Source organism: Roseomonas acroporae, assembly GCF_023223525.1.
GTDB classification, from domain to species: domain Bacteria; phylum Pseudomonadota; class Alphaproteobacteria; order Acetobacterales; family Acetobacteraceae; genus Roseomonas_E; species Roseomonas_E acroporae.
In genome coordinates this window covers 1-20,181 of record NZ_JALPRX010000159.1, presented here as the reverse complement: position 1 = coordinate 20,181, position 20,181 = coordinate 1, and the positions used below count along the sequence as shown (strand labels likewise).

17 protein-coding genes are annotated in these 20,181 nt (G+C 76.7%); 14 read left to right on the top strand and 3 right to left on the bottom strand.

Translation table 11 applies throughout. The features are described 5' to 3' along the window. The first annotated feature begins 89 nt into the window (after positions 1–89). The 3 genes from M0638_RS26770 (at position 90) to M0638_RS26760 (ending at position 3,346) form a co-directional block, all read left to right on the top strand. Positions 90–2,303 carry a DUF927 domain-containing protein gene (locus M0638_RS26770; protein WP_248670009.1) on the top strand — a complete coding sequence of 738 codons (2,214 nt, stop codon included), beginning with the start codon at positions 90–92 and terminating at the stop codon, positions 2,301–2,303. Continuing rightward, positions 2,300–2,632: a hypothetical protein gene (locus tag M0638_RS26765; protein ID WP_248670008.1), complete on the top strand. Its 333-nt coding sequence runs from the start codon at positions 2,300–2,302 to the stop codon at positions 2,630–2,632. Before M0638_RS26770 ends, M0638_RS26765 begins: the two co-directional genes overlap by 4 nt. A gap of 435 nt (positions 2,633–3,067) precedes the next feature. Then, positions 3,068–3,346: a hypothetical protein gene (locus M0638_RS26760; protein ID WP_248670007.1), complete on the top strand. Its 279-nt coding sequence runs from the start codon at positions 3,068–3,070 to the stop codon at positions 3,344–3,346. Here M0638_RS26760 and M0638_RS26755 read toward each other — a convergent pair. Both M0638_RS26755 and M0638_RS26750 read right to left on the bottom strand, forming a co-directional pair. Continuing rightward, positions 3,343–3,507, bottom strand: a complete 165-nt coding sequence (locus M0638_RS26755; RefSeq protein ID WP_248670006.1) for a hypothetical protein — start codon at positions 3,505–3,507, stop codon at positions 3,343–3,345. The two genes, M0638_RS26760 and M0638_RS26755, sit on opposite strands and share 4 nt — an antisense overlap. Before the next feature lie 187 nt (positions 3,508–3,694). Then, a complete protein-coding gene (locus M0638_RS26750; RefSeq protein WP_248670005.1) occupies positions 3,695–6,271 on the bottom strand; it encodes an SLBB domain-containing protein in 2,577 nt (858 codons plus the stop codon). Positions 6,272–6,543: 272 nt separating this feature from the next. Between M0638_RS26750 and M0638_RS26745 the strand changes: the two genes are divergently transcribed. The 10 genes from M0638_RS26745 to M0638_RS26695 all read left to right on the top strand — a co-directional run bounded on the left by M0638_RS26745 (position 6,544) and on the right by M0638_RS26695 (position 18,357). Then, the gene (locus M0638_RS26745) at positions 6,544–6,936 is read left to right on the top strand and encodes a hypothetical protein (RefSeq protein WP_248670004.1); all 393 of its coding nucleotides are present in this window, start codon (positions 6,544–6,546) and stop codon (positions 6,934–6,936) included. Between the two features lie 12 nt (positions 6,937–6,948). Beyond that, complete coding sequence (locus tag M0638_RS26740; RefSeq protein ID WP_345893077.1) at positions 6,949–8,781, top strand: heparinase II/III domain-containing protein; 1,833 nt, start codon at positions 6,949–6,951, stop codon at positions 8,779–8,781. Positions 8,782–9,005: 224 nt separating this feature from the next. Next, positions 9,006–9,308 carry a hypothetical protein gene (locus M0638_RS26735; RefSeq protein WP_248670003.1) on the top strand — a complete coding sequence of 101 codons (303 nt, stop codon included), beginning with the start codon at positions 9,006–9,008 and terminating at the stop codon, positions 9,306–9,308. Positions 9,309–9,410: 102 nt separating this feature from the next. Further along, positions 9,411–10,277: a hypothetical protein gene (locus M0638_RS26730; RefSeq protein WP_248670002.1), complete on the top strand. Its 867-nt coding sequence runs from the start codon at positions 9,411–9,413 to the stop codon at positions 10,275–10,277. Between the two features lie 262 nt (positions 10,278–10,539). Further along, complete coding sequence (locus tag M0638_RS26720; protein WP_282572320.1) at positions 10,540–11,928, top strand: O-antigen ligase family protein; 1,389 nt, start codon at positions 10,540–10,542, stop codon at positions 11,926–11,928. Continuing rightward, a complete protein-coding gene (locus M0638_RS26715; RefSeq protein ID WP_248670000.1) occupies positions 11,925–12,566 on the top strand; it encodes a sugar transferase in 642 nt (213 codons plus the stop codon). Before M0638_RS26720 ends, M0638_RS26715 begins: the two co-directional genes overlap by 4 nt. Positions 12,567–12,657: 91 nt before the next feature. After that, positions 12,658–13,857 carry a DegT/DnrJ/EryC1/StrS family aminotransferase gene (locus M0638_RS26710; protein ID WP_248669999.1) on the top strand — a complete coding sequence of 400 codons (1,200 nt, stop codon included), beginning with the start codon at positions 12,658–12,660 and terminating at the stop codon, positions 13,855–13,857. Beyond that, positions 13,854–15,530, top strand: coding sequence for a glycosyltransferase family 4 protein (locus M0638_RS26705; protein ID WP_248669998.1), 1,677 nt, complete (start codon positions 13,854–13,856; stop codon positions 15,528–15,530). The genes M0638_RS26710 and M0638_RS26705 overlap by 4 nt, the downstream gene beginning before the upstream one ends. Continuing rightward, positions 15,527–16,708, top strand: a complete 1,182-nt coding sequence (gene wecB, locus M0638_RS26700) for a non-hydrolyzing UDP-N-acetylglucosamine 2-epimerase (protein ID WP_248669997.1) — start codon at positions 15,527–15,529, stop codon at positions 16,706–16,708. The genes M0638_RS26705 and wecB overlap by 4 nt, the downstream gene beginning before the upstream one ends. After that, a complete protein-coding gene (locus M0638_RS26695) occupies positions 16,705–18,357 on the top strand; it encodes a glycosyltransferase (RefSeq protein ID WP_248669996.1) in 1,653 nt (550 codons plus the stop codon). The genes wecB and M0638_RS26695 overlap by 4 nt, the downstream gene beginning before the upstream one ends. 3 nt (positions 18,358–18,360) lie before the next feature. Here M0638_RS26695 and M0638_RS26690 read toward each other — a convergent pair whose 3' ends face one another. Further along, entirely contained in the window at positions 18,361–19,020 is a 660-nt protein-coding gene (locus M0638_RS26690) for a malonic semialdehyde reductase (protein ID WP_248669995.1), read from the bottom strand. A 321-nt stretch (positions 19,021–19,341) separates the two neighbouring features. Between M0638_RS26690 and M0638_RS26685 the strand changes: the two genes are divergently transcribed. After that, positions 19,342–20,181, top strand: an 840-nt coding sequence (locus M0638_RS26685) for an outer membrane protein (RefSeq protein ID WP_248669994.1), incomplete at its 3' end; no start/stop codon positions are given.

Here is a 20,181-nt window from a genome sequence, read left to right as displayed (position 1 = left end):
GAAGGCGAGGCCATCGCCCGCTGGGCCGTGTCGCAGCGGACCGACGCCGGCAACCTCCGGGCGGAGGGCGCGCGCTGATGGACACGGCCATGCCCACGTCCGGCCGAGACGAGACGCCGATGGGACAGGTGATCAACCTGCCCATGGCCGAGGAGATCGCCCGCCTCGCCGCCCTGGCGCCCGTCGAGTACGACCGCGAGCGACAGGCCGCCGCCGCCCGCCTCGGCTGCCGCATCGGCACGCTCGACAAGCAGGTACGCGCCGCGCGCCGGCCGCGCGCCGAGCCACCGGAGCCGGACGCGGGGCCGGAGGAGACAGCGGTCCCCGAGCCGCCCGAGCCCGACCGGGCCGCCACCGCGCTGGAGATGGCGCGCCTCGCCAAGCTGTCGGGCGTGGAGTTCGCGCAGGAGCGCCGTGCCGCCGCCTCGCGCCTCGGCATGACCGTGAAGGACCTGGTGAAGGCGGTTCACGCCCTCCGCCGGCAGGCCTTCCAGGAGCGCGAGGCCGCCGAGCGGGAGCAGCTGCGCGGCACCGCCGGCGCCGTGATCTGGCCGCCCGGCTTCCGCATGGAGGCACGCGGGCTGGTCTTCCTCAGCGACGGCGACGACTCGATGCCGGTGCTGGTCAGCGCGCCCTTCGAGGTGCTGGGCGAGAGCCGCACCGGGGCCGGCCAGTCCTGGGGCCTGTGGCTGGCCTGGCGGGACCGGGACGGCCGGCCACACCGCTGGGCGATGCAGCGGCGGCTGCTCACCACCGACCCTGGCGTGCTGGAGGCCGAGCTGGCCGATGGCGGTCTGCGGATCGGCGCCACCGCCGAGGCCCGCGCGCTGCTGCGGCAGGCGCTGGGCGAGGTGGAGACCGCCACCCGCGTCACGGCGGTGCCGCGCACCGGCTGGCACGCCCCGGCCGGTGGCCCGCCGGGCTACGTGCTGGCCGACGGCACGCCGATCGGCGCCACCGCCGAGCCGCTGGTGCTGCAGGCCCCGGCCGAGGACGCCGCGCGCCGGGTCGCCACCGCCGGCACGCTGGAGGCATGGCGGGAGCAGGTGGCGGCGCTCGCCGTCGGCAACCCGGTGGCGGTGTTCTGCCTGTCGGCCGCCTTCGTCGGGCCGCTGCTGGAGATCGCCGGCGAGGATGGCGGCGGCGTCCACCTGTTCGGGCCCAGCAAGCGGGGCAAGACCGTCGCCATGAAGATGGCCGCCAGCGCGTGGGGCCCGCCCGACAAGGCCGGCGCCCTGCGCGATTGGCGGACCACGGCCAATGCCCTGGAGGCCGCCTGCGAGGAGGCGGCGGACGGGCTGCTAACCTTGGACGAGGTGCAGCAGGCCGAGCCGCGCGACGTGGTGGGCGCGATCTACGCGATGGGCAACGGCGGCGGCAAAGGCCGGCTGCGGGCCGATGCCAGTGCCCGCCGGCGGCGCACCTGGCGCACCTTCTACCTCTCGAACGGCGAAATCGACGTCCCCACTCTCGCTCAGAAGGGCGGGCAACGGGTCCCGCCCGGCGCCGAGGTGCGGCTGCCCTCCGTCCCGCTGCCAGCCGCGCTCTGGCCGGCGCTGCACAGCCGGGCGGACTTCCAGGCCCTATGCGCTGACCTCGCCATGGCCGCCAACCGCCAGCATGGCACCGCCGCCCGCGCCTTCCTGGCGCAGGTCGCTGCCTCCCGCGCCGGGGATCCAGACCTGCTGCCGGCCACGATCGCCGAGCAACGCACCGCCTTCCTCGCCACCCACGTCCCGGCCGGGGCTGATCCGCAGGTCCGCGAGGTGGCGCGGCGCCTGGCGTTGGTGGCCGCCGCCGGCGAGATCGCGGCCGAGTTGGGCGTGCTGCCCTGGCCGAGGGAGGCGGCGACGGCGGCGGCCGCCACGGTGCTCGAACTCTGGCGCGGCCGGCGCGGCGGGGACGGCAGCGGCGAGGAGGCGGCGCATCTCGCCAAGGTCCGGCTCTGGCTCGTCCAGCACGGGGCGAGCCGCCTTCAGCCGATCCGGATCAACCACGACGGCACCGTCGAGGAGGTACTCGACCCCGCCCGGCCGGTGGTCAACCGTGCAGGCTGGCGCCGACGGCAGCCCGACGGTTCCGACCTCTACCTGATCCACCCCGAGACGTGGCGCGCCGAGGTCTGTGACGGACTGGACGCGGCCGAGGTGGCACGGACCCTCCTGGCGGCAGGGCACCTGGAGCCGGGCGAAGGCAAGAACCTGGCGAAGCGGGCCGTCATCCCCGGTCTCGGCAAGACGCGGGTCTATGCGGTCAAGGCGAACATCCTGACCCCCAACGAGCCGGAGGGCAGGGCGGCATGACCCACCCCGCCCCCGCGAAATCCGTTCCGGTTCCGACCGGTTCCGACCTCCCAGAAGTGGTCGGAACCGCAAAGTTGCAGTCAGGATCAGCGGTTCCGACGGTTCCGACCGGTTCCGACCGGAAAACGATAGAGGGGGTGGAAAAACTGCGTTTGCCCTCTCGCTTGGCAAGGTGGCGCCTGCCCGGGGTGCCACCCCAGCCCCTGTCGGCGGCCGAGATCAGCCGCCGTGATGCCTACGAGGAACGGTCCGCGATCCTGGAATACGACGCCGGCCTGACGCGTGAGGAGGCAGAAGCAACTGCTCTGGCGGAGATAATCAACCAGTGATTGAATAATGATGGCGGACTCGATACGAGTTCTCTATCGGCAGCTTGGCGCTACGCCCGCCAGGGAGGCAGGCAGTGGAGCGCAAGGCTGCTTATCAGCCCGAGTATCCTGTTCATGAGCCACTTCAAGCAAATCTGCCTGCCGGCCATCGCGATCTTGGGTCTCCTGGCACCTGGACCCATGGTGCATGCGCGAGAGCCGTTCCTTTCCGATGAGCAGATCCGTGCACGCCTGATCACCGAGAGTATCGAGACCTACAACGCTACCGGCCGCCCATGTGCTTGCCCCTACCAATCGGCTCGTAATGGATCGAGTTGCGGCCGCCGCAGTGCCTACAGCCGGCAGGGTGGCGCGGTGCCGCTTTGCTACCCAGCCGACGTTTCCGCCGACATGGTTACCCGTTGGCGAGCGGCACGCGGGCAGTAGACTGGCCTTATGAGCAATGACCCGATCCCGCCCGCCCACATCCGGGAGGTACGGCGCGACAGCGCCGCCCTCCTTGCCCTGGCACTGGTGACGGAGCTGGTCAACGCGCTCCGCAGGAAGGGCTTGCTGTCGAACCAGGAAGGCATGGATGTGGTCGTGGAGGCCTTGCAGAACGTCGATGGGGGGCTGCTGGCGGAGTTGCAGGCTGACCGCGCCGGTGTGCCCGCTGACGATGTTGCCGATGCTGTTCGGGCGCTGCTGTTCCGGGCGGCAGGGCTGCACAACTAGCCTGGTCCGCGCCGCACGAGATCGAACCCCGCCGCTGCAACGGTCGCCAGAGCGACCTTCGCCAGATCCTCGGCGGTGATCACCGGGATACAGGTGCCGGGCAAGGTCTCCCCAGCCTCGACCAAGACCCGGGCGATGGCTTCGATCAGGTCCGCGTCCATGGTGTATCACTCCAGAAAAGCCGCCCTGGTTGGGCTGGTTCAGGGGCAACAAGTTGCGATCGCGTAATACCGCGGCACCCTGGCAGAGGTGTGGGAAGCGGTCGGCGGTGCGCTCTGACATGCGCTGCAAGGCGTGGCATCAAGCCGCCCGACACCGTCGGAGACAGGCGTCCAGCCACTACGCTCATTAGGGGATGGAATAGGGGACGGAACACAGGGCCAAACAGAAATCGGCGGAAATCTGCGGTTGCTGGCGGAACCACCTCCGCCCCGCCGCGCGCGCCTGCCGGATCGACACGGCCAGCGACCGCCCGGCCTCGACGGCGCCTGCCACGCTGCCCGCCGCCGCCCCGGCCTGCCCGCCCACCCCGGCCAGGGCCTGCCCGGTCGCCACCGCCGTCAGGTTGCTCTCCAGCTGCCGCGCGACCCGCTCGAACCCCTCCTGCTGGCGCTGCTGCACGCTGTCGCGCGTGAACACGGCGCCGTAGGGATAGGCCTGCGGCGTCAGCCCGCCGGCCCGGGCCAGCAGCTCGGATAGGCGCTCGCCGCGACGGATGTCGTAGGTGCCGGGCCGCAGCACCTCGCCCTGCACCGTCACCGAGCCGGTGTCGCGGTCGCCGAAGCCGCGCGGCATGCGCACCGCGTCGCGCGGGGAGAGGCGCACGGCGGCGAAATTGCGCGAGCGCAGGTCGAGCAGCGTCCGCTGCAGCGGGATCGCCCCCGCGCCCTCGGTCGGCTCGCGCGCGAACTCCACCGCCGAGAGGTCCGCGGTCTCCAGCGCGTCGCCGGCGGCGGCCAGCGCCTGGTCCAGCCCGGTGCCGTTCACCACCGGGTAGAGACCCGCCCGGCGCACCTCGCCCGCGATCAGCACGGACTGGTCGAGCAGGTAGGGCAGCAGGTCCGGATAGTCGCGGAAGACCTGCGGGCAGGGCGGGTTGCCGAGGTTGGGGAAGCCCGCCCCGCGCGCATGCGCGAAGCGCAGCGGCGACTGCCGCGCCGCGATGGCGAGCTGCGTCAGCGCCGGGCAGTCGGGCTGCGCCGGCGGGCCGGGCAGGCCGGGCGCCACGCCCGGCACCACCACCGGTGCCGCGCCCGGCAGGCCGGGCAGGGTGCCGGGCGCCGCCCCCGGCGCCGCAGCCGCCGAGGCGCCGGGCAGGGTCGCGAAGGCCGGCACCGGCCCGGCGGGCGCGGGCGGCACCACCGGGTCCGGCAACTGCCCGCGCAGCGCGGTCTGCACCGGGGTGCTGGCCAGCCACTGCACGTCGGCGAGGGCGAGGATCACCACCTCGTCCCCCTCCTCCAGCGCCATGTCGCCGCCGCCCTGCAGCAGCCGGCCGAGGTCGAAGGGCACGAAGCGCCGCGCCCGCGTCGCGCGGTCGGTGCGGTAGATGGCGGCCAGGCGCGGATACGGGTCGGCCCGCACCAGCCGCGGGTCGGCCAGCAGCCCGCGCAGCGTGGCGCCGCGGCCGGCGGCGGCGCGGGTCAGCGGCACGGTGACGTGGCCGGCGAGGCGGAGCTGGTTGCTCACCACGTCCGTGCCGGGCTGCACCAGCACCACGTCGCCGCGCCGCACCGCCGCGCCCGGCCCGATCTCGGCATAGGCGCGCCGGCCCTGCGCGTCGTTCGACTGCAGCAGGAAGCGGTTGCCGGCCGGGCGCAGCGGCTGCCCGGCCAGCGCCAGCAGCGCGTCGAGCCGGATCGCCGCCGCGCCCGCCGGCAGCTCGTAGATCGCCGGCCGGGTCACGTCGCCGCCGACCGCCGCGACGCCGCCGAGCGGCGGCACCAGGATGCGCTCGCCCTCGCGCAGCGAGAGGTCGGCCGCCCCGCCCGTGCCGGCGATCACCCCGTAGAGGTCGACCGTGCGCGTCCCGCGCGGCCCGCCGACGCGCACCGCGCGCAGGCTGCCGGTGCGCTTGACGCCGCCCGCCGCGATCAGCGCGTCGAGCACCGAGGCCAGCGCGGTCAGCGGCACGTAGCCGGGGCGCGCCACCTCGCCGCCCACGAACACGCTCATCTGCCGGATCTGGCCGATCGAGACGAACACCTCGGAGCCGCCGAGGTCGCGCGCCGCCCGCGCCTCCAGGTCGGCGCGCAGCTCGCGCAGGGTGCGGCCGGCGGCGGGCACCGGGGCGAGGTCGGGCAGCAGCAGCGTGCCATCGCGCGAGACGCGCAGCGAGAGCGTCTGCCGGGAGCGGCCGCGGAAGGCCAGCACCACCTCGTCGTCGCGGCCCACCACGTAGTCGTCGGGCAGCGCGCCGAAGGACATGCCCACCGCCGCCGTGCCCGGCGGCGCCGCGAAGCTGTCGTAGCCGAATTGCCGCAGCGGCGCGTCGAGCCGCGCGGCGAAGAAGCTCTCGGTGTTGGAGAGCGGCGGCTCCGGCACCGGCGGGGCGGGGGGGCTGGCGGGGGCGGGGAAGGGCGCGCCCGTCGCCGCCGGCGCGGCGGCCGGCGGCAGGGCCTGGGCGACGCCCGGCATCGCGCGCCCGGCCGCGGCATCGAGGATGCGTTGCAGGATGTCCTGCTGGGTCCCGGGCGACAGGCCGGGCAGGGCGCCGCCGCCCGGCAGGGTCGAGGGCAGGCTCGGCGGTAGCAGGTAGGGGGAGCCGCCGCCGCCCGCCTGCGCCAGGGCGGCCGGCGGCGGCGGCAGCAGCGCGGCGCAGAGAACCAGGCGCAGCAGGGTGCCGACGCGGAGGCGAGGCCGGGTGCGGCGCGGCGGGAAAGCGGGTGGAACGGCGGGAGGAAGGTCGGGAAGGGCGTGTCCCATGCCCTGCGTCGCCATCGGGCCGGGCGTGCCCGCTGCCCCGTCATGCCGCGCGGGGCCGGAGCGCGGGACCGGTCGGCGCCCCCGGCCGCCCCGCACCGCCGGTTCCGCCAGCGCCGGGGCCATGCCCCCGGTCCGAAGGTGCGCCCCTGTGCCGCCGGCACCGGTCTTGGTGCGCATTCCGATTGTTGAGTCCCCGTTCGCGGCAGTCGGCTGACGAAACCGTGAACCTGGTTATAGCATACAGTCCGACCGGGGTCCAACGACGGGTTGCATTGGGAAACATCCTCCTCGCGGCCGATGCGGCGTTGCGGCTCGGGCCACGCGCCATCGGCCACTGGTTCTGGCATCGTCTGCGGCTGGGTTGCGGCGTGCCGCAACGCTCCCTCGCGCGGCAACTCGCGCGGCAGGCGGATGCCGCGGCCGCTCGCGAGGGAAGGCCCGCCGGCCGGTTCCTCGCGGTCCCGTCCGTGCCGACGCCGCCACCGGACCTGCCCGCCGGTGCCCGCGACGCCGTGCTGGCCGCCATCCGCGCCGCGCCCGCCGCTCCCGGCGCCGTCCCCGGCCCCGCTCCCGGCCCCGCTCCCGATTGGCACGGCCCCTTCGCCGCCCATGCCCCGTCGCTCGGCCTGGACCTGTTCGGCCCCGGCGACGTGCGGCCGGTCTAGGAGCGCAACCGGCTGGCCTGGCTGCCGCTGCTGGCGCAGGCACATCGGCTGGAGCCGGCGGCGGGGCATGCCGGCCGCGCCGAGTCGCTGCTCGCCGACTGGAGCGCGGCCAACCCCGCCTTCCTCGGCCCCAACTGGGCCTGCGGACAGGAGGCGGCGCTGCGCGTCCTCCACCTCGCCCTGGCGCTGGCGCTGCTGGAGGCCGGCCATGCGCCCATCCCCGCCCCCACGCCGGCCATGCGCGCCCTGCTCGGCCATCACGCGGCGCGCCTCCTGGCCACCGCCGCCTATGCCGAGGCGCAGGACAACAACCATCCGCTCTCCGAGGCCGCCGGCCTGCTCGCCTGCGGCCTGCTGCTGCGCGAGCCCGGCCTGGCCGACCGGGGCGCGCGCCGGCTCTCGCGCGCCGCGCGCCGGCTGATCGCGCCGGATGGCGGCTTCGCCCAGCCCAGCGCCGGCTATGCGCGGCTCGCGCTCGACGTGCTGTCGCTCGCCGCCCTGCTGGCCGGACGGCACGGCCATCCCGGCCCGGACGGCACGGCCCGCGCGCGCGCCGCCGCCCTGGCGGGCTGGCTGCATCGCTGCACCGCGCCGGACGGGTCGATGCCGCGGCTCGGCCACTGCGACGATTCCGCGCTGGCCGACCTGTCGCTCGCCGGCCCCGGCAACGCCTCGGGGAGCCTGCAGCGCGCGGCGCTGCTGTTCCGCGGCCGCTGCGCGGGCTTCCCGGAGGACCCCGGCTGCCGCTGGCTGGGGCTGGGGCTGGGGCTGGGGCTGGGCCCGGCCGCGCCCGGTCCGGCCTTCGACCGTCCCGCGGCCTGGCGCGCCATGGGCTGGGCCGGCTTCCGCGGTCCGGGCCGCGGCATGGCGAGGGACCGGGCCGGGGGACCGGCGGGGATGGCCCCGGAAGGGGGCGCGGGCGTGGAGTCCCGGGCGGCGACGGAGGCTCGGGCACGGGAGGGGCGGGCGGATGGCCGGCGGGGAGAGGGCGGCGCCGTGCGGGCGGCCGGGGTGGCGGTCGATGCGGCGCCCGATCGGAGGCCCGATCCGCCGCGGGGTTCCGCGGCCTCAGGGGGCGCCTCCACCTGCGCCCCTGGGCGCGTCTCCGGGTGCGCCTCCGGATCCGCTGGCGCGCCCGACCCCGCGCCGGACCCCGCGCCGGACCCCACGCCTGCTTGGGCGGTGCTGCGTACCGGCCCGCTCCGCTTCCGCCCCGGCCATGCCGACCTGCTGCACCTCGACCTCTGGGACGGCACGCTGAACCTGCTGCGGGATGCCGGCACGGGCAGCTACAACCCGCCGGCGGGATCGGGCTGGTGGTCGGACCACTTCCCCGGCACCGCCGCCCACAACACGATCTGCTTCCTGCCGGCCGGCGTCGCCGGCCCGTCGCCGGCGCCGCCGTCAGGCCCGATGGCAGGCCCGATGGCAGGCCCGATGGCAGGCATGGACCAGATGCCGCGCCTCTCGCGCTTCCTGTTCGCCCGCTGGCCGCGCTGCCGGGCGCTGCCGGGCGGCGCCGCCTATCGCGACGCGCGCGGCAACCGCCATGCCCGCACCGTCGCCGTCGCCGGCCGGTGCTGGAACGTGGAGGACCGCGTGGGCGGGCCGTTCGGCGGCGCCATCCTGCGCTGGCGCCTCGCCCCGTCCGACTGGCAGCTCACCGGCAACGGCGTCGCCGGCCCGCTGGCGCGGCTCTCGCTGGAATCGGATGCGCCGCTGCGGCTGGTCCTGCGGCAGGGCGTGGAGAGCCCGCGCTACGGGCACGTCTCGCCGGTGCCGGTGCTGGAGGCCTGGGCGGCGGCACCGGTGTCGTGGTTCCGTACCGTCATCCGGCTGCCGTAGGGCCGCCCGGCATGGCGCGACGCCGCCGGCGATTTCCCGATCGTGACGGGATTGCCTGAATCCCGCCCGGAGTCTCACGCGAAGCTGCATCGCAACAAAACTACGAATACGGGTATAAACCGGACCATAAAGTACCGAAGCGTAAGTAACAAATTCTTGATGACTACCTATCACCAAAAGGTTAATGTGATGGAGGCCCCGCTAGCCCCGAGGGATTGAGCCGCATGACCGCCATCGCTGCTGATCCGTTTCCCCTGTTCGAGGAGCCTGGCGGGACCGAGCCGGCGGGCCGGTCGGACCCCGAGACGCTGCGCCAGGAGATCCTTCGCCCGTTGCAGGCGCTGGCCGTGCAGGCCCACTACCTCGGTTTCCGCAAGGCGGGCGACGCGCTGCTCAGCGTGGTGGACCTGATCGACCTCACCACGGTCTTCCCCGCGGCCGTCCAGCCCGCCCCCGCCGCCGATCCCCTCGGGGCGGGCGGCCAGGCGATGATGCCGCTGTCCAGGCACGCCCGCCCGGCCGCCTAGGCGGCCCGATACGCACCCTCCCCGATACGAACAACCATGGATGGTACCCTGGTCCCGGCACCGCCGCGCGGTGCCGTGCCGGATCCCGATGGCGCGCGCGGCATGCCCCTCGGGGCCCTGCTGCGGGCCCTGTGGCGCCGCCGCCTCGCCCTGCTGCTGGCGACGTCGCTGCTCTACGCCGCCGGCGCCGCCGGCATCCTGCTGTGGCCGAGCGCCTACCTGGCGCAGGCCACCGTGGCACCGGCCGAGACCACCGGCATCGCCACCTCCTCGCTGCTCTCGCCGGTGCCGCTGATCGGCGGCGGCGGCGGGCTGCTCGACAGCGGTCCGGCCGGCAATTTCGCGGTCTATCTCGGCGCTCTGCGCTCGCCCGAGGCCGCCGCCCTGCTGGCGCGCGAGACGCCGCTCCTCGCCGGCCTCGCGGAACGCCGGGCCGCCGGCCTCGGCGGCTGGGTGCGGCGCACCTTCGACCTGCGCCTCGAGGCCGATGCGGACGACGCGCTGGACTGGCTGGAGCGCAACCTCGCCGCGACCCAGAGCCTGGGCTCCGTCACCTGGACCGTCACCCTCTCCTGGCCCGAGCGCGCGGCGGCGCTCGACATGCTCCGCCGCCTGCACGCCTATGCCGAGGGCAAGGTGCGCGCCGACCTCGCCCAGCTCGCGCGCGGGCGGATCGCCGCGATCGGCCGGCGCCTCGGCCGCGAGAGCGACGTGTACCTTCGCAACACGCTCTACGACCTGCTCGGGCAGAGCCAGCGCGTCGAGCTGGTGGCCGAGGCGGACGAGGCGGTGGCCGCCCGCCTCGTCGCCGCCCCCGCCGTGGAACTGCGCCCGAGCCTGCCGAACCGGCCGCTGCTGCTGGTGCTGCTGGCCGTGGCGGCGCCGATGGCGGTGCTGCTCGCGGCGGCATGCCTGATCCTCGCCGCCGCGGCCGAGGCGCCGGCGCGGCTGCCGGAGCCGGTGGCGTGAACGGACCCGCACGCCTCCTTTCCGGGGAGGGACTCGCCTTACCCGGGCATCCTCACGCCCCGGCGGCCGCCCCGGCTCCCCCCCGGGGGCGGCGGCCCCTCGGATCCCCCGGTCCGGAAGGGACGGCCCGGCGGTTGCAACAGCCGAGGCACAAACGAAGAGAGGGGCAGGAGGGCCTCGCCCTCCTGCCGGATGGGGTTCGGGGAAGGCGGCGCCTTCCCCGAGGGCCGGTTGGAAGCCGGCGCAGGCCCGCCCCGCCGCCATGAGGCTCGCCGCCCCGTCCCTCGCCGCCGCCGCCGGACCGCTCGCCGCCGCCATGCACTTCGCCGGCGCGCTGAAGTCCGCGCCCCCCCTGGCGCGCCTGCCCTTCGACCTCACCGCCGCCGCCGCCGCGCTGCTGCTGCCCTCGCTGGCGCTGCTGCTGGCCACGCGCCGCTGGCGGGTCTCGCCGCTGCTCGGCCCGCCGCTGCTCGCGGCCGGCGGGCTGTGGCTGTGGCTGGTGCTGGCCGGCACCTGGAGCCCCTCCGTCGCGGTGCTGCCCGACAAGCTGCCCGAGATCGTGCTGCTCGGCCCCGCCATGCTGCTCGCCGGCCTGGCCATCGGCGCCGACGCCGCCGCGCACCGCCGCTTCTGCGCCGCCACGCTGCTGATCGGCGGCTTCGTCGCCGCCGCCGTGGCGCTCGGCCTCGCCGCCGGCACGGTGGTGCTGGGCGGCGACGCGGCCACCGCCAACCCGGACCTCGCCCGCGTGCAGTACCAGCTCGCCGGCCTCGCCATGGCCTGCGCCGCCGGCCTCGCCGCGCTGCGCGCCACGGCGGCGCGCGGCCTCGCCCGGCTGCCCTGGCTGGCGCTGGTGGCCGCGCTGGCTGCCGGGGTGCTGCTGCCGGGCGGCCGGACGGCGCTGGCCGGGCTCGGCCTCGCCGTGGCGCTGGCGCCGTCGCTGCGCTTCCTGCTGCAAGGGCGCGCCGGGGCGGCGCTCGCCTGGGCCGGCGCCGTCGCGCTGGCCGGGGCGCTCGGCCTCGCCGCGCTGCTGGCCGATCCGGGGCGCGCCGCCGGGCTGCGCACCCTGGAGCGGCTGACCGTCGGGCAGATGGCCGAAAGCTCCGGCCGCGCCGCGCTCTGGGGCGAGGCGCTGCGCCGGGCCGGCGAGACGGCGCCGCTCGGCCTCGGCACCGGGGCCTTCACCATCGCCGCCGGCCATGGCGAGCGCCGCGGCCTCTACCCGCACAACCACGCGCTGGAGGCGCTGGCCGAGGCCGGGCTGCCCGGCCTGCTGCTCTGGCTCGGCGCCTTCGGCGGCGCGCTGGCCGCGGCGCTGCGGCTGCTGCCGCGCGTGCCGCCGGAGCGCGCCGCGCGCATCGCCGCGCTGGTGCTGCCGGTGGCGCTGTCGCTGCTGGTCTCCACCGACCTCGGCAACCGCATGGCCTGGTTCGCCCTCGGCCTCACGCTCAGCCTGGGGCTGGAGGTGCGCCCCGCCGCCACGCCCGGCCCGCGCCGGCGCGCCGGGCCGGCGGCCTCTCCCCACCCGCCCACCCCGGCTTTTGCCCCTTTGGCCGTCCCACTGAGCGCCCCACTGAGCGCCCCACTGGCCGCCCCACTGGCCGTCCCGCCGGCCGCCCCGCCGCCCGGCGCGCCACCGGTGCCGGCATGAGCCCGCCGGCCGCTCCGGGCTGGTACGCGCGCGGCGGCAAGCGCGCGCTGGACCTCGCCGGCGCCGCGCTGCTGCTGCTGGCCACCCTGCCGCTGCTGCTGCTGCTGGCGCTCGCGGTGCGCCTCGCGCTCGGCCGGCCGGTGCTGTTCCGGCAGCGGCGCGCCGGCCGCCACGGGCGCCCCTTCCCGGTGCTGAAGTTCCGCAGCATGCGGGAGGGGGAGGGATCGGATGCCGCCCGGCTCGGCCGGTTCGGCCGTGCCCTGCGAGCCTCGGCGCTCGACGAGCTGCCGCAGCTCGTCAACGTGCTGCGGGGCGAGATGAGCCTGGTCGGCCCGCGCCCGCTGCCGCTCGACTACCTGCCGCTCTACTCGCCGCGCCAGGCGGAACGGCTGCTGGTCCGCCCCGGCCTCGCCGGGCTGGCCCAGGCCGCCGGGCGCAACGCCGTGCCCTGGGACGCCCGGCTGGAGCTCGACGCGCGCTACGCCGCCGGCCCCACGCTGCGCGGCGACCTCGCCATCCTCCGCCGGACGGGCCTGATGCTGCTGCGCGGCACCGGCGTGTCGGCCCCGGGGCATGCCACCATGCCGCGCTTCGAGGGGCGGGGCGCCGATCGGGCGCCAAAGATTTCACAGAAATAATCAACTCATGGTTGAATGTTGCTGCGCGTAATGTAGCCTGGAGAAAACCACCCTGGGTTGTCCCATGCGGTCAGGCGCTCCCGCGGAGGCATTGGCCTCCATCGTCCCCTTCGTCCGGCCCGCCGCGCCGCCGCGCCCCCGCCCGGCCACGCCGCGCCGCCTGTACCTCTCGCCGCCCGATCTCGCCGGCGGCGAGCACGCCGCGCTGGCCGCCGTGCTGGAAAGCGGCTGGATCGCCCCCGCCGGCCCCGCCCCCGCCGCCTTCGAGGCGGCGATCGCCGCGGCGACGGGCCTGCGCCACGTCGTCGCCCTCGCCTCGGGCACGGCGGCGCTGCACCTGGCCTGCCGCGTGCTGGATCTCGGGCCGGGCGACGAGGTCTGGACCGCGACCCTCACCTACATCGCCACCATCGCCCCCGCCGTGCAGATGGGCGCGCGGCCGCGCTTCCTCGACGTCTCGCCGGAGAGCTGGACCCTCGACCCCGACCTGCTCGCCGGGGAGCTGGCCGCCGCCGCGCGGCGCGGCCGGCTGCCGCGCGCCGTGATCCCGGTCGACCTCTACGGGCAGTGCGCCGACCTCGACCGCATCCGCGCTGCCTGCGACCGCTGGGGCGTGCCCGTCCTCGCCGACAGCGCCGAGGCGATGGGCGCGCTGTACCGCGGCCGGCACGCCGGGATCGGCGCGCGCATGGCCGCCTTCTCCTTCAACGGCAACAAGATCGTCACCGCCGGCGGCGGCGGCGCGCTGGCCTCCGACGACCCCGCCCCGATCGCCCGCGCCCGCCACCTCGCCAGCCAGGCCAGGGAGCCGGCGCCGCACTACCAGCACGAGACGACGGGGTATTCCTACGCCCTCTCCTCCCTGCTCGCCGCCGTGGGCACGGCCCAGCTCGCCGTGCTGCCGGCCCGCGTCGCCGCCCGCCGCGCCGTGTTCGAGCGCTACCGCGCCGGCCTCGCCGATCTGCCCGGCCTCGCCTTCATGCCCGAGGCGGGCTGGGGCCGCGCCACGCGCTGGCTGACCGCCGTCCAGATCGATCCCGCCCGCTTCGGCGCCGACCGCGAGGCGGTGCGGCAGCGGCTCGACGCCGCCGGCATCGAGAGCCGCCCGGTGTGGAAGCCGATGCACCTGCAGCCGGTGTTCCGCGACGCGCCGCGCGCCGGCGGCGCCGTGGCGGCCGGGCTGTTCGAGCGCGGCCTCTGCCTGCCCTCGGGCAGCGGCATGAGCGTGGCCGAGCAGGAACGGGTGATCGCGCTGGTCAGGGAATGCGCCATCGGGGCGTGCGCCCGATGAGCGGCCTGCGCATCCTCTACCTGCACCAGCACTACTCCTCGCCCGCCGGCACCACCGCGACGCGGGCGCACGCGATGGCGACCGCGCTCGCCGCGCGCGGCCATGCCGTCACCCTGGCCTGCGGCCGCTACGCCGGCGCCAGCACCGGGCTGGACGGCCCCTTCCGCCACGGCAGCCGCGAGGGGCGCCCGGCGGGGAGCGCCTTCCGCGTCGTCGAGTTCGACATCCCCTGCGGCAACGCCGACGGCCTGGTCCGCCGCAGCGCCGCCTTCCTGCGCTTCGCCGCCCGCGCCGGCGCGCTGGCGCTGCGCGGCCAGCCGCGAGTCGGGCCGGGCGGCCCCCGGCACCTCCCCCGGCACCTCCCCCGGCACCTTCCCCGGCACCTTCCCTGGGACCTCGTGATCGCCAGCTCCACCCCCCTGACCGTGGCGTTGCCGGCGCTGCTCGCGCGCCGGCTGCGCGGCACGCCCTTCCTGTTCGAGATCCGCGATCCCTGGCCCGAGCTGCCGCGTGCGCTGGGGGGGGTGCCCGGCCCGGTGCTCGGCGCCATGGATTGGCTGGCCGACGCCGCCTGCCAGCACGCCGCCGGCATCGTCGCGCTCTCCGAGGGCATGGCCGGGACCGCCCTGGGGCGCGGCGCCGACCCGGCGCGCCTCGCGGTGGTGCCGAACGGCTGCGACCTCGACCTGTTCGGCCCGCACGTCGCGCCCTGGCGGCCGCCCGAGGCGGCGCCGCACGAGGTGCTGGCGGTCTATGCCGGCGCGCATGGCCGCGCCAACGGGCTCGACCTGCTGCTCGACGCCGCCGCCCGGCTGCGCGCGCGCGGCGAGCGCCGGGTGCGCCTCGTGCTGGTGGGCGAGGGCGCGGCGAAGCCCGCCCTGGCGGCGCGCGCCGTGAGCAGCGCCCTCGACAACGTCACCTTCCTCGATCCGATGCCCAAGCGGCAGCTCGCCGCGCTGCTGGCGGGCTGCCAGATCGGCGTGCAGTGCCTGGCGCCGGTGCCGGAATTCGCCGAGTGGACCGCCCCCAACAAGCTGATGGACTACCTTGCCGCCGGCCTGCCCGTGGTGGCCAACCTCGAGGGCCACGCCGCGCGGCTGCTGGCCGGCGGGGCCTGCGACGGCCCCTGCGGCATCGCCACCCCGCCCGCCGACGCCGACGCGCTGGCCGACGCGCTGGTCGCCCTGGCCGGCGACCGGCCGCGCCGCGAGGCGATGGGCCGGGCGGCGCGGCGGCAGGCGGTGGGCCGCTGGGACCGGCGGCTGCTGGCGGCGCGCTTCTGCGAGGCCGCCGAGGCGGCGGCGCGTCCCGCGCCCGCCCGGGGAGGCGCCGTCCAGGGCGGTGCGACCGATGGGGGATTTGCCCCGGGGGAATTCGCCCGGGCGGGATTTGCCCAAGCGGGATCTGTCCAGGCGGGATCCGTCCAGGCGGGAGGCGCCCGGAGGGGAATTGCCCGGGAGGAGGGGCGGATGGCGGTGCCGGGATGGGATGTCCCCGCTCGCCGCGCCCCATGGCCGGCCGCGGCCGGCAACGGGTGGGCGACCGCACCCGCCGGCGTTCCCGATGCCGCGACGGCCGGCCTTTCCCCGGCCGTGCCGGCTCGTCCTCCCCAGGCCTTGCCGGCTCGTCCTCCCCAGGCCGTGCCGGCCGGCACGGCGGGCGGGCGGCCATGAGCCCGTCGCCCGGCCGCCGGCCCGTCCTGCATCTCGTCGCCGCCGCGCGGCCCAACCTGCCCAAGCTGGCCGCCCTCTGGCACGCGCTGCACGAGGACGGTCTCCCGGCCGGGCCGCCCTGCCGCGTCGTGCTGCTGCACACCGGCCAGCACGCCGACCCGGCCATGTTCGGCGACCATCTCGCCGATCTCGGCCTGCCCGAGCCGCACGTCTCGCTGGGCGTCGCCTCCGGCGGGGGGGGCGTCGCCTCCGGCGGGGGCGGGGTCCCGGCGGGCGCGGACGGCCATGCCGGACTCACCGCCCGCACCCTGCTCGCCTGCGCCGCGCACTGGCGCGCGCACCGGCCGGACCTCGTCGTCGTCGCCGGCGACGTGAACGGTACGCTGGCGGCGGCGCTGGCGGCGCGCCAGCTCGCGCTGCCGGTCGCGCACCTGGAGGCCGGGCTGCGCTGCGGCGACCGTGCCATGCCCGAGGAGATCAACCGCCGCGCCGTGGACGCGATCAGCGACCTGCTCTGGGCGCCCGACGAGGCCACCGCCGCCCGGCTGCTCGCCGAGGGCCATCCGCCGGGCGCCGTGCGCGCCGTCGGCAACGCCATGATCGACAGCCTGCTGCGCAACCTCGACGCCGCCCGCGCCCGGCCCCTGCCGGCGGGCCTCGCGCCCGGCGGCTACGGCGTGGTCACGCTGCACCGCGCCGCCAACGTGGACGACGCGGCGACGCTGGCCGCGCTGCTCGGCGGCATCGCGGCGGCGGCGCGGCGGCTGCCGCTCGCCTGGCCGCTGCACCCGCGCACCGCCGCGCGCCTCGCCGCCTTCGGCCTCGCCCCGCCGCCCGGCGTGCTGGCGCTGCCGCCGCTCGGCTACCGCGACTTCCTCGGCCTGCTGGCCCGCGCCCGACTGGTCGCCACCGACAGCGGCGGGGTGCAGGAGGAGGCGACGGCGCTCGACCTGCCCTGCCTGACTCTGCGCCCCTCCACCGAGCGGCCGGTGACGCTGGCCGCCGGCTCCAACCGGCTGGTGCGGCCGGAGGGGCTGGCGGCCGCCGTCGCCGCGGTTCTGGCGGGCGTCTGGCCGCGCGCCCGGCCGATCCCGCTCTGGGACGGCGGGGCGGGGCGGCGGATGCGCGCGCACCTCCTGGAATTCCTCGGCGCCGAACCCGTGCGGAGCGCGGCATGAACCCTCGCGACCTCACCACGCAAGGCGCGGCCGTGCGCCCGCCGCCCGGACTGATGCCGGTCCGCCTGGTTCCCGCCGGCCCGCATGCCGCCGGGCCGGCGGCCTTCGCGACGCCCGCCTTCGCGACGCCCGCCGGGGCGCGGATATGGGCGCGCGCCGATGGCCGCTCCGGGGATCGTCCGGCGGACCGGGGGGAGAGCGGGGCGCGGTGGCCGGCGGGCCGTGGTGCCGGCGCCGCGGCGCCCCCCGCGGGGCCGCCCGCGGGACCACCGCTGGTCTGCCTGCTTTCCGCCGCCCACCCGGCCGACGACCTGCGCGTGGTGCGCAAGGAGGGGGCGGCGCTGGCCGAGGCCGGCTGGCGCGTGCTGCACCTCTGCCCGGCCGCCGCCGGGCCGGCGCCGGCCCGGATCGGCGAGGTCGCGATCGAGACCTTCCCGCGCCGCGCCGGCTGGCGTGGCCGGGTGCTCGGCATCCCCGCCCTGGCGCGCCGCGCCGCCGCCACCGGGGCGGCCGTGTTCCATGCCTCGGAACCGGATTCCTGGGTGGCGGCGATCCTGGCCGCGCGCCTGCCCGGCCTGCGCAACCCCGCCACGCGCGGGGCGCGCGTGGTGCTCGACGTGCACGAGCACTACCCGTCGCGGCTCGATGCGCGGCTGCCGGCCTTGCTGCGCCCGCTCGGGCGCGCGGCGCTGCGCCTCGCCTGCCGCCTCGCCGCCCGCGCCGCCGACGCGGTGGTGGTCGCCAAGGACGGGCTCGATGCCGACTTCGCCGTGCCCGCCCGCACCATCGCCGTGCGCAACTACGCGCTGCCCGTCGCGGTCACGCCGCGCCGGCACGAGCCGGCGGCCGTGCCGCGCGGCACGGTGGTCCCGTTCCGGCGCGCGGCGGGACCGGGCATGGCGGTGCCCGGCAGGGGCGCGGAGGCGGCGCCCGGCGTCGGGAGCGGCACGGGGGCCGGTACGGGACCCGGTCCCGGGGCCGGACCCGGCCCAGGGTGGGGCGAGGGACCGGGCGAGGGACCGGTGCTGGTCCACCTCGGCGCGCTCGGCGTGGCGCGCGGCTGGCCCGCCATGCTGGAGGCGCTGGCGCGCTCCCCCGCCGGCACGCGGCTGCGCCTGATCGGCCGCTTCACCGACGGCAGCGAGCCGGCCTTCTTCGAGCGTGCCAGGGCGCTCGGCCTCGGGGGGCGGATCGAGCGGCTGCCCTGGCTGCCGCATGCCGAGGCGCTGGCGCGCGTCGCCGAGGCCGATATCGGGCTGGTGCTGTTCCAGCCCGGCATCGAGAACCACCGCCTCGCCCTGCCGCACAAGCTGTTCGACTGCATGCTGGCCGGCCTGCCGGTGATCGTGCCCGACTTCGCCGAGGAGGTGGCGGCGGTGGTGCGCGACGCGGCGTGCGGGCTGGTGGTCGATCCCGCCGACCCCGGGGCCGTCGCCGCCGCCGTGGCGCGGCTCGCGGATCCCGCGCTGCGCGCCCGTCTCGGCGGGGCGGGGCGGGTGGCGGCGCTCGGCCGCTACGGCTGGGCGGCGGAGGCGCGGCGCCTCGTCACGCTCTACCGCCTCTGGACGCTCGACGTCGCCTGGCGGCCGGCCGGAGCGGGGATCGGGGACGCGGAGCCGATGGGCGCCGGGGGCGGTCCCGGCGCCTGAGGATCAGAGCAGCCGGCATGCCTCATCGAAGGACAGGCGCGGCGAGCGGGGGAACAGCCCGGCCGGGTCGCCGTAGCCGAGGTTGACCAGGAAGTTCGACTTCCACCCCGTGCCGGCGAGGAACAGCGCGTCCACCTTCTCCTTGTCGAAGCCCGACATCGGCCCGGCATCGAGCCCGAGCGCGCGCGCGGCCAGGATCAGGTAGGCGCCCTGGAGGGTGGCGTTGCGCAGCGCCGTCTCCTCGGCCAGCGCCGCGTTGCCGGCGAACCAGGAGCGGGCGTCGGCGTGCGGGAAGAGGAAGGGCAGCCGCTCGTGGAATTCCATGTCGGTGGCGACGATCGCGGTCACCGGCGCGGTCATGGTCTTCTCGATGTTGCCCGCCGAGAGCGCCTCCTTCAGCTTCGCCTTGCCCTCCGCGGTGCGCACGAACAGGAAGCGGGCGGGCGAGGCGTTGGCGCTGGTCGGCCCCCATTTCACGAGGTCGTAGAGCGCCTCCAGCGTGCGGTCCGCCACGGGCCGGTCCTGCCAAGCGTTGTGGGTGCGCGCGGCGCGGAAGAGCCGGTCGAGCGCCGCCGGGTCCAGGGGACCTTCCGCGGGGGCGGCGGGGGCGGCCGGGATGGGTTCGATGGTGCCGGGCTCGGCGGCGCCGCTGTCGCTGGTCATGCGTCCGGTTGTCCTGGGTTGCGGGTTGGGGGTTGCTGGTTGGGGGCTGCGGGTTGGGGCCGGGCCCGTGGTCCGGGCCGGCATGGTGCCAGCCTGACCCGATCCGGCCGAGGGGTGAAGCCGGGCCGGCGGGGCATCGGCGGGTGGGCAGGGGCATGCCGGCGGCTGCCGCAGTGCGGCATGCGGGCAACAGGGATGGGTGCAATGCGGAATGGTACGGGCCGGGGCGGTCTCGCGCGCTTGTAACCCCGTCGCAACGGGATCATTCTCGCCGCACCTGAAATCAACGCGATGCGCCACCCAATGCGGGAGCGAGCAAGAGTGACCCTGAAAGCGAAGCTGGCTGCGGCCGTGCTGTCTTCCGCCGTCCTGGCGGGCGCCATGGCCCCGGGCGCCAAGGCGCAGCCGATCACCGGCCTCTATGTGGGCGGCGGCGCCGGCTACAATTTCTCCGAGGAGCGTGACATCTCGGCCCGCGGCCGCAGCGCCCGCTACATGAACAGCCTGCCGGCGAGCACCATCGGCACCATGCGCACGCATGACGGCTGGCTCGGCCTGCTCAGCCTCGGCTGGGGCTTCGGCAACGGCTTCCGGGCCGAGGTCGAGGGCAATTACCGCGAGAACGACGTGCGCGGCGTCGGCGGCTTCGGCGGCCCGACCGCCACCTCGCGTTTCACCGCGATCGGCGGCACGGTGCGCCAGTACGGCGTCATGACGAACGTCCTGTTCGACTTCGACATGAGCTCCTTCGGTACCAACATCTCGCCCTACATCGGCGGCGGCGTCGGCTACCTGATCAACGACTTCGACGGCTTCACCGCGACGCGCGACGCCAACAGCGGCAACCGCCTGCGCATCACCGACAGCGAGGGCAACTTCGCCTACCAGGCCATCGCCGGCCTCTCCTTCCCGATCGAGGCGGTGCCCGGCCTGTCGCTGACCGCCGAGTACCGCTACCTCGGCTCGCTGCGCTCCAGCCTGCAGGGCCGCGTGGTCAGCCCGATCGGCGCCACCGTCTCCACCGGCGGCTACCGGCCGGACAACGTGAACAACCACTCGGGCATCCTCGGCCTGCGCTACGCCTTCTACACCCCGGCGCCGCCGCCCGCGCCCGCCCCGGTCGCGGTGGCGCCCGCCCCGGCGCGCACCTACCTGGTGTTC

Excerpts from the sequence above, each read along its gene's own strand:
- M0638_RS26750 (WP_248670005.1), bottom strand. The coding sequence starts at position 6,271 with ATGGGACACGCCCTTCCCGACCTTCCTCCCGCCGTTCCACCCGCTTTC.
- M0638_RS26690 (WP_248669995.1), bottom strand. The coding sequence starts at position 19,020 with ATGACCAGCGACAGCGGCGCCGCCGAGCCCGGCACCATCGAACCCATC.
- M0638_RS26770 (WP_248670009.1), top strand. The coding sequence starts at position 90 with ATGCCCACGTCCGGCCGAGACGAGACGCCGATGGGACAGGTGATCAAC.
- wecB (WP_248669997.1), top strand. The coding sequence starts at position 15,527 with ATGAGCCCGTCGCCCGGCCGCCGGCCCGTCCTGCATCTCGTCGCCGCC.
- M0638_RS26755 (WP_248670006.1), bottom strand. The coding sequence starts at position 3,507 with ATGGACGCGGACCTGATCGAAGCCATCGCCCGGGTCTTGGTCGAGGCT.
- M0638_RS26695 (WP_248669996.1), top strand. The coding sequence starts at position 16,705 with ATGAACCCTCGCGACCTCACCACGCAAGGCGCGGCCGTGCGCCCGCCG.
- M0638_RS26760 (WP_248670007.1), top strand. The coding sequence starts at position 3,068 with ATGAGCAATGACCCGATCCCGCCCGCCCACATCCGGGAGGTACGGCGC.
- M0638_RS26765 (WP_248670008.1), top strand. The coding sequence starts at position 2,300 with ATGACCCACCCCGCCCCCGCGAAATCCGTTCCGGTTCCGACCGGTTCC.
- M0638_RS26720 (WP_282572320.1), top strand. The coding sequence starts at position 10,540 with ATGAGGCTCGCCGCCCCGTCCCTCGCCGCCGCCGCCGGACCGCTCGCC.
- M0638_RS26735 (WP_248670003.1), top strand. The coding sequence starts at position 9,006 with ATGACCGCCATCGCTGCTGATCCGTTTCCCCTGTTCGAGGAGCCTGGC.
- M0638_RS26730 (WP_248670002.1), top strand. The coding sequence starts at position 9,411 with ATGCCCCTCGGGGCCCTGCTGCGGGCCCTGTGGCGCCGCCGCCTCGCC.
- M0638_RS26705 (WP_248669998.1), top strand. The coding sequence starts at position 13,854 with ATGAGCGGCCTGCGCATCCTCTACCTGCACCAGCACTACTCCTCGCCC.
- M0638_RS26715 (WP_248670000.1), top strand. The coding sequence starts at position 11,925 with ATGAGCCCGCCGGCCGCTCCGGGCTGGTACGCGCGCGGCGGCAAGCGC.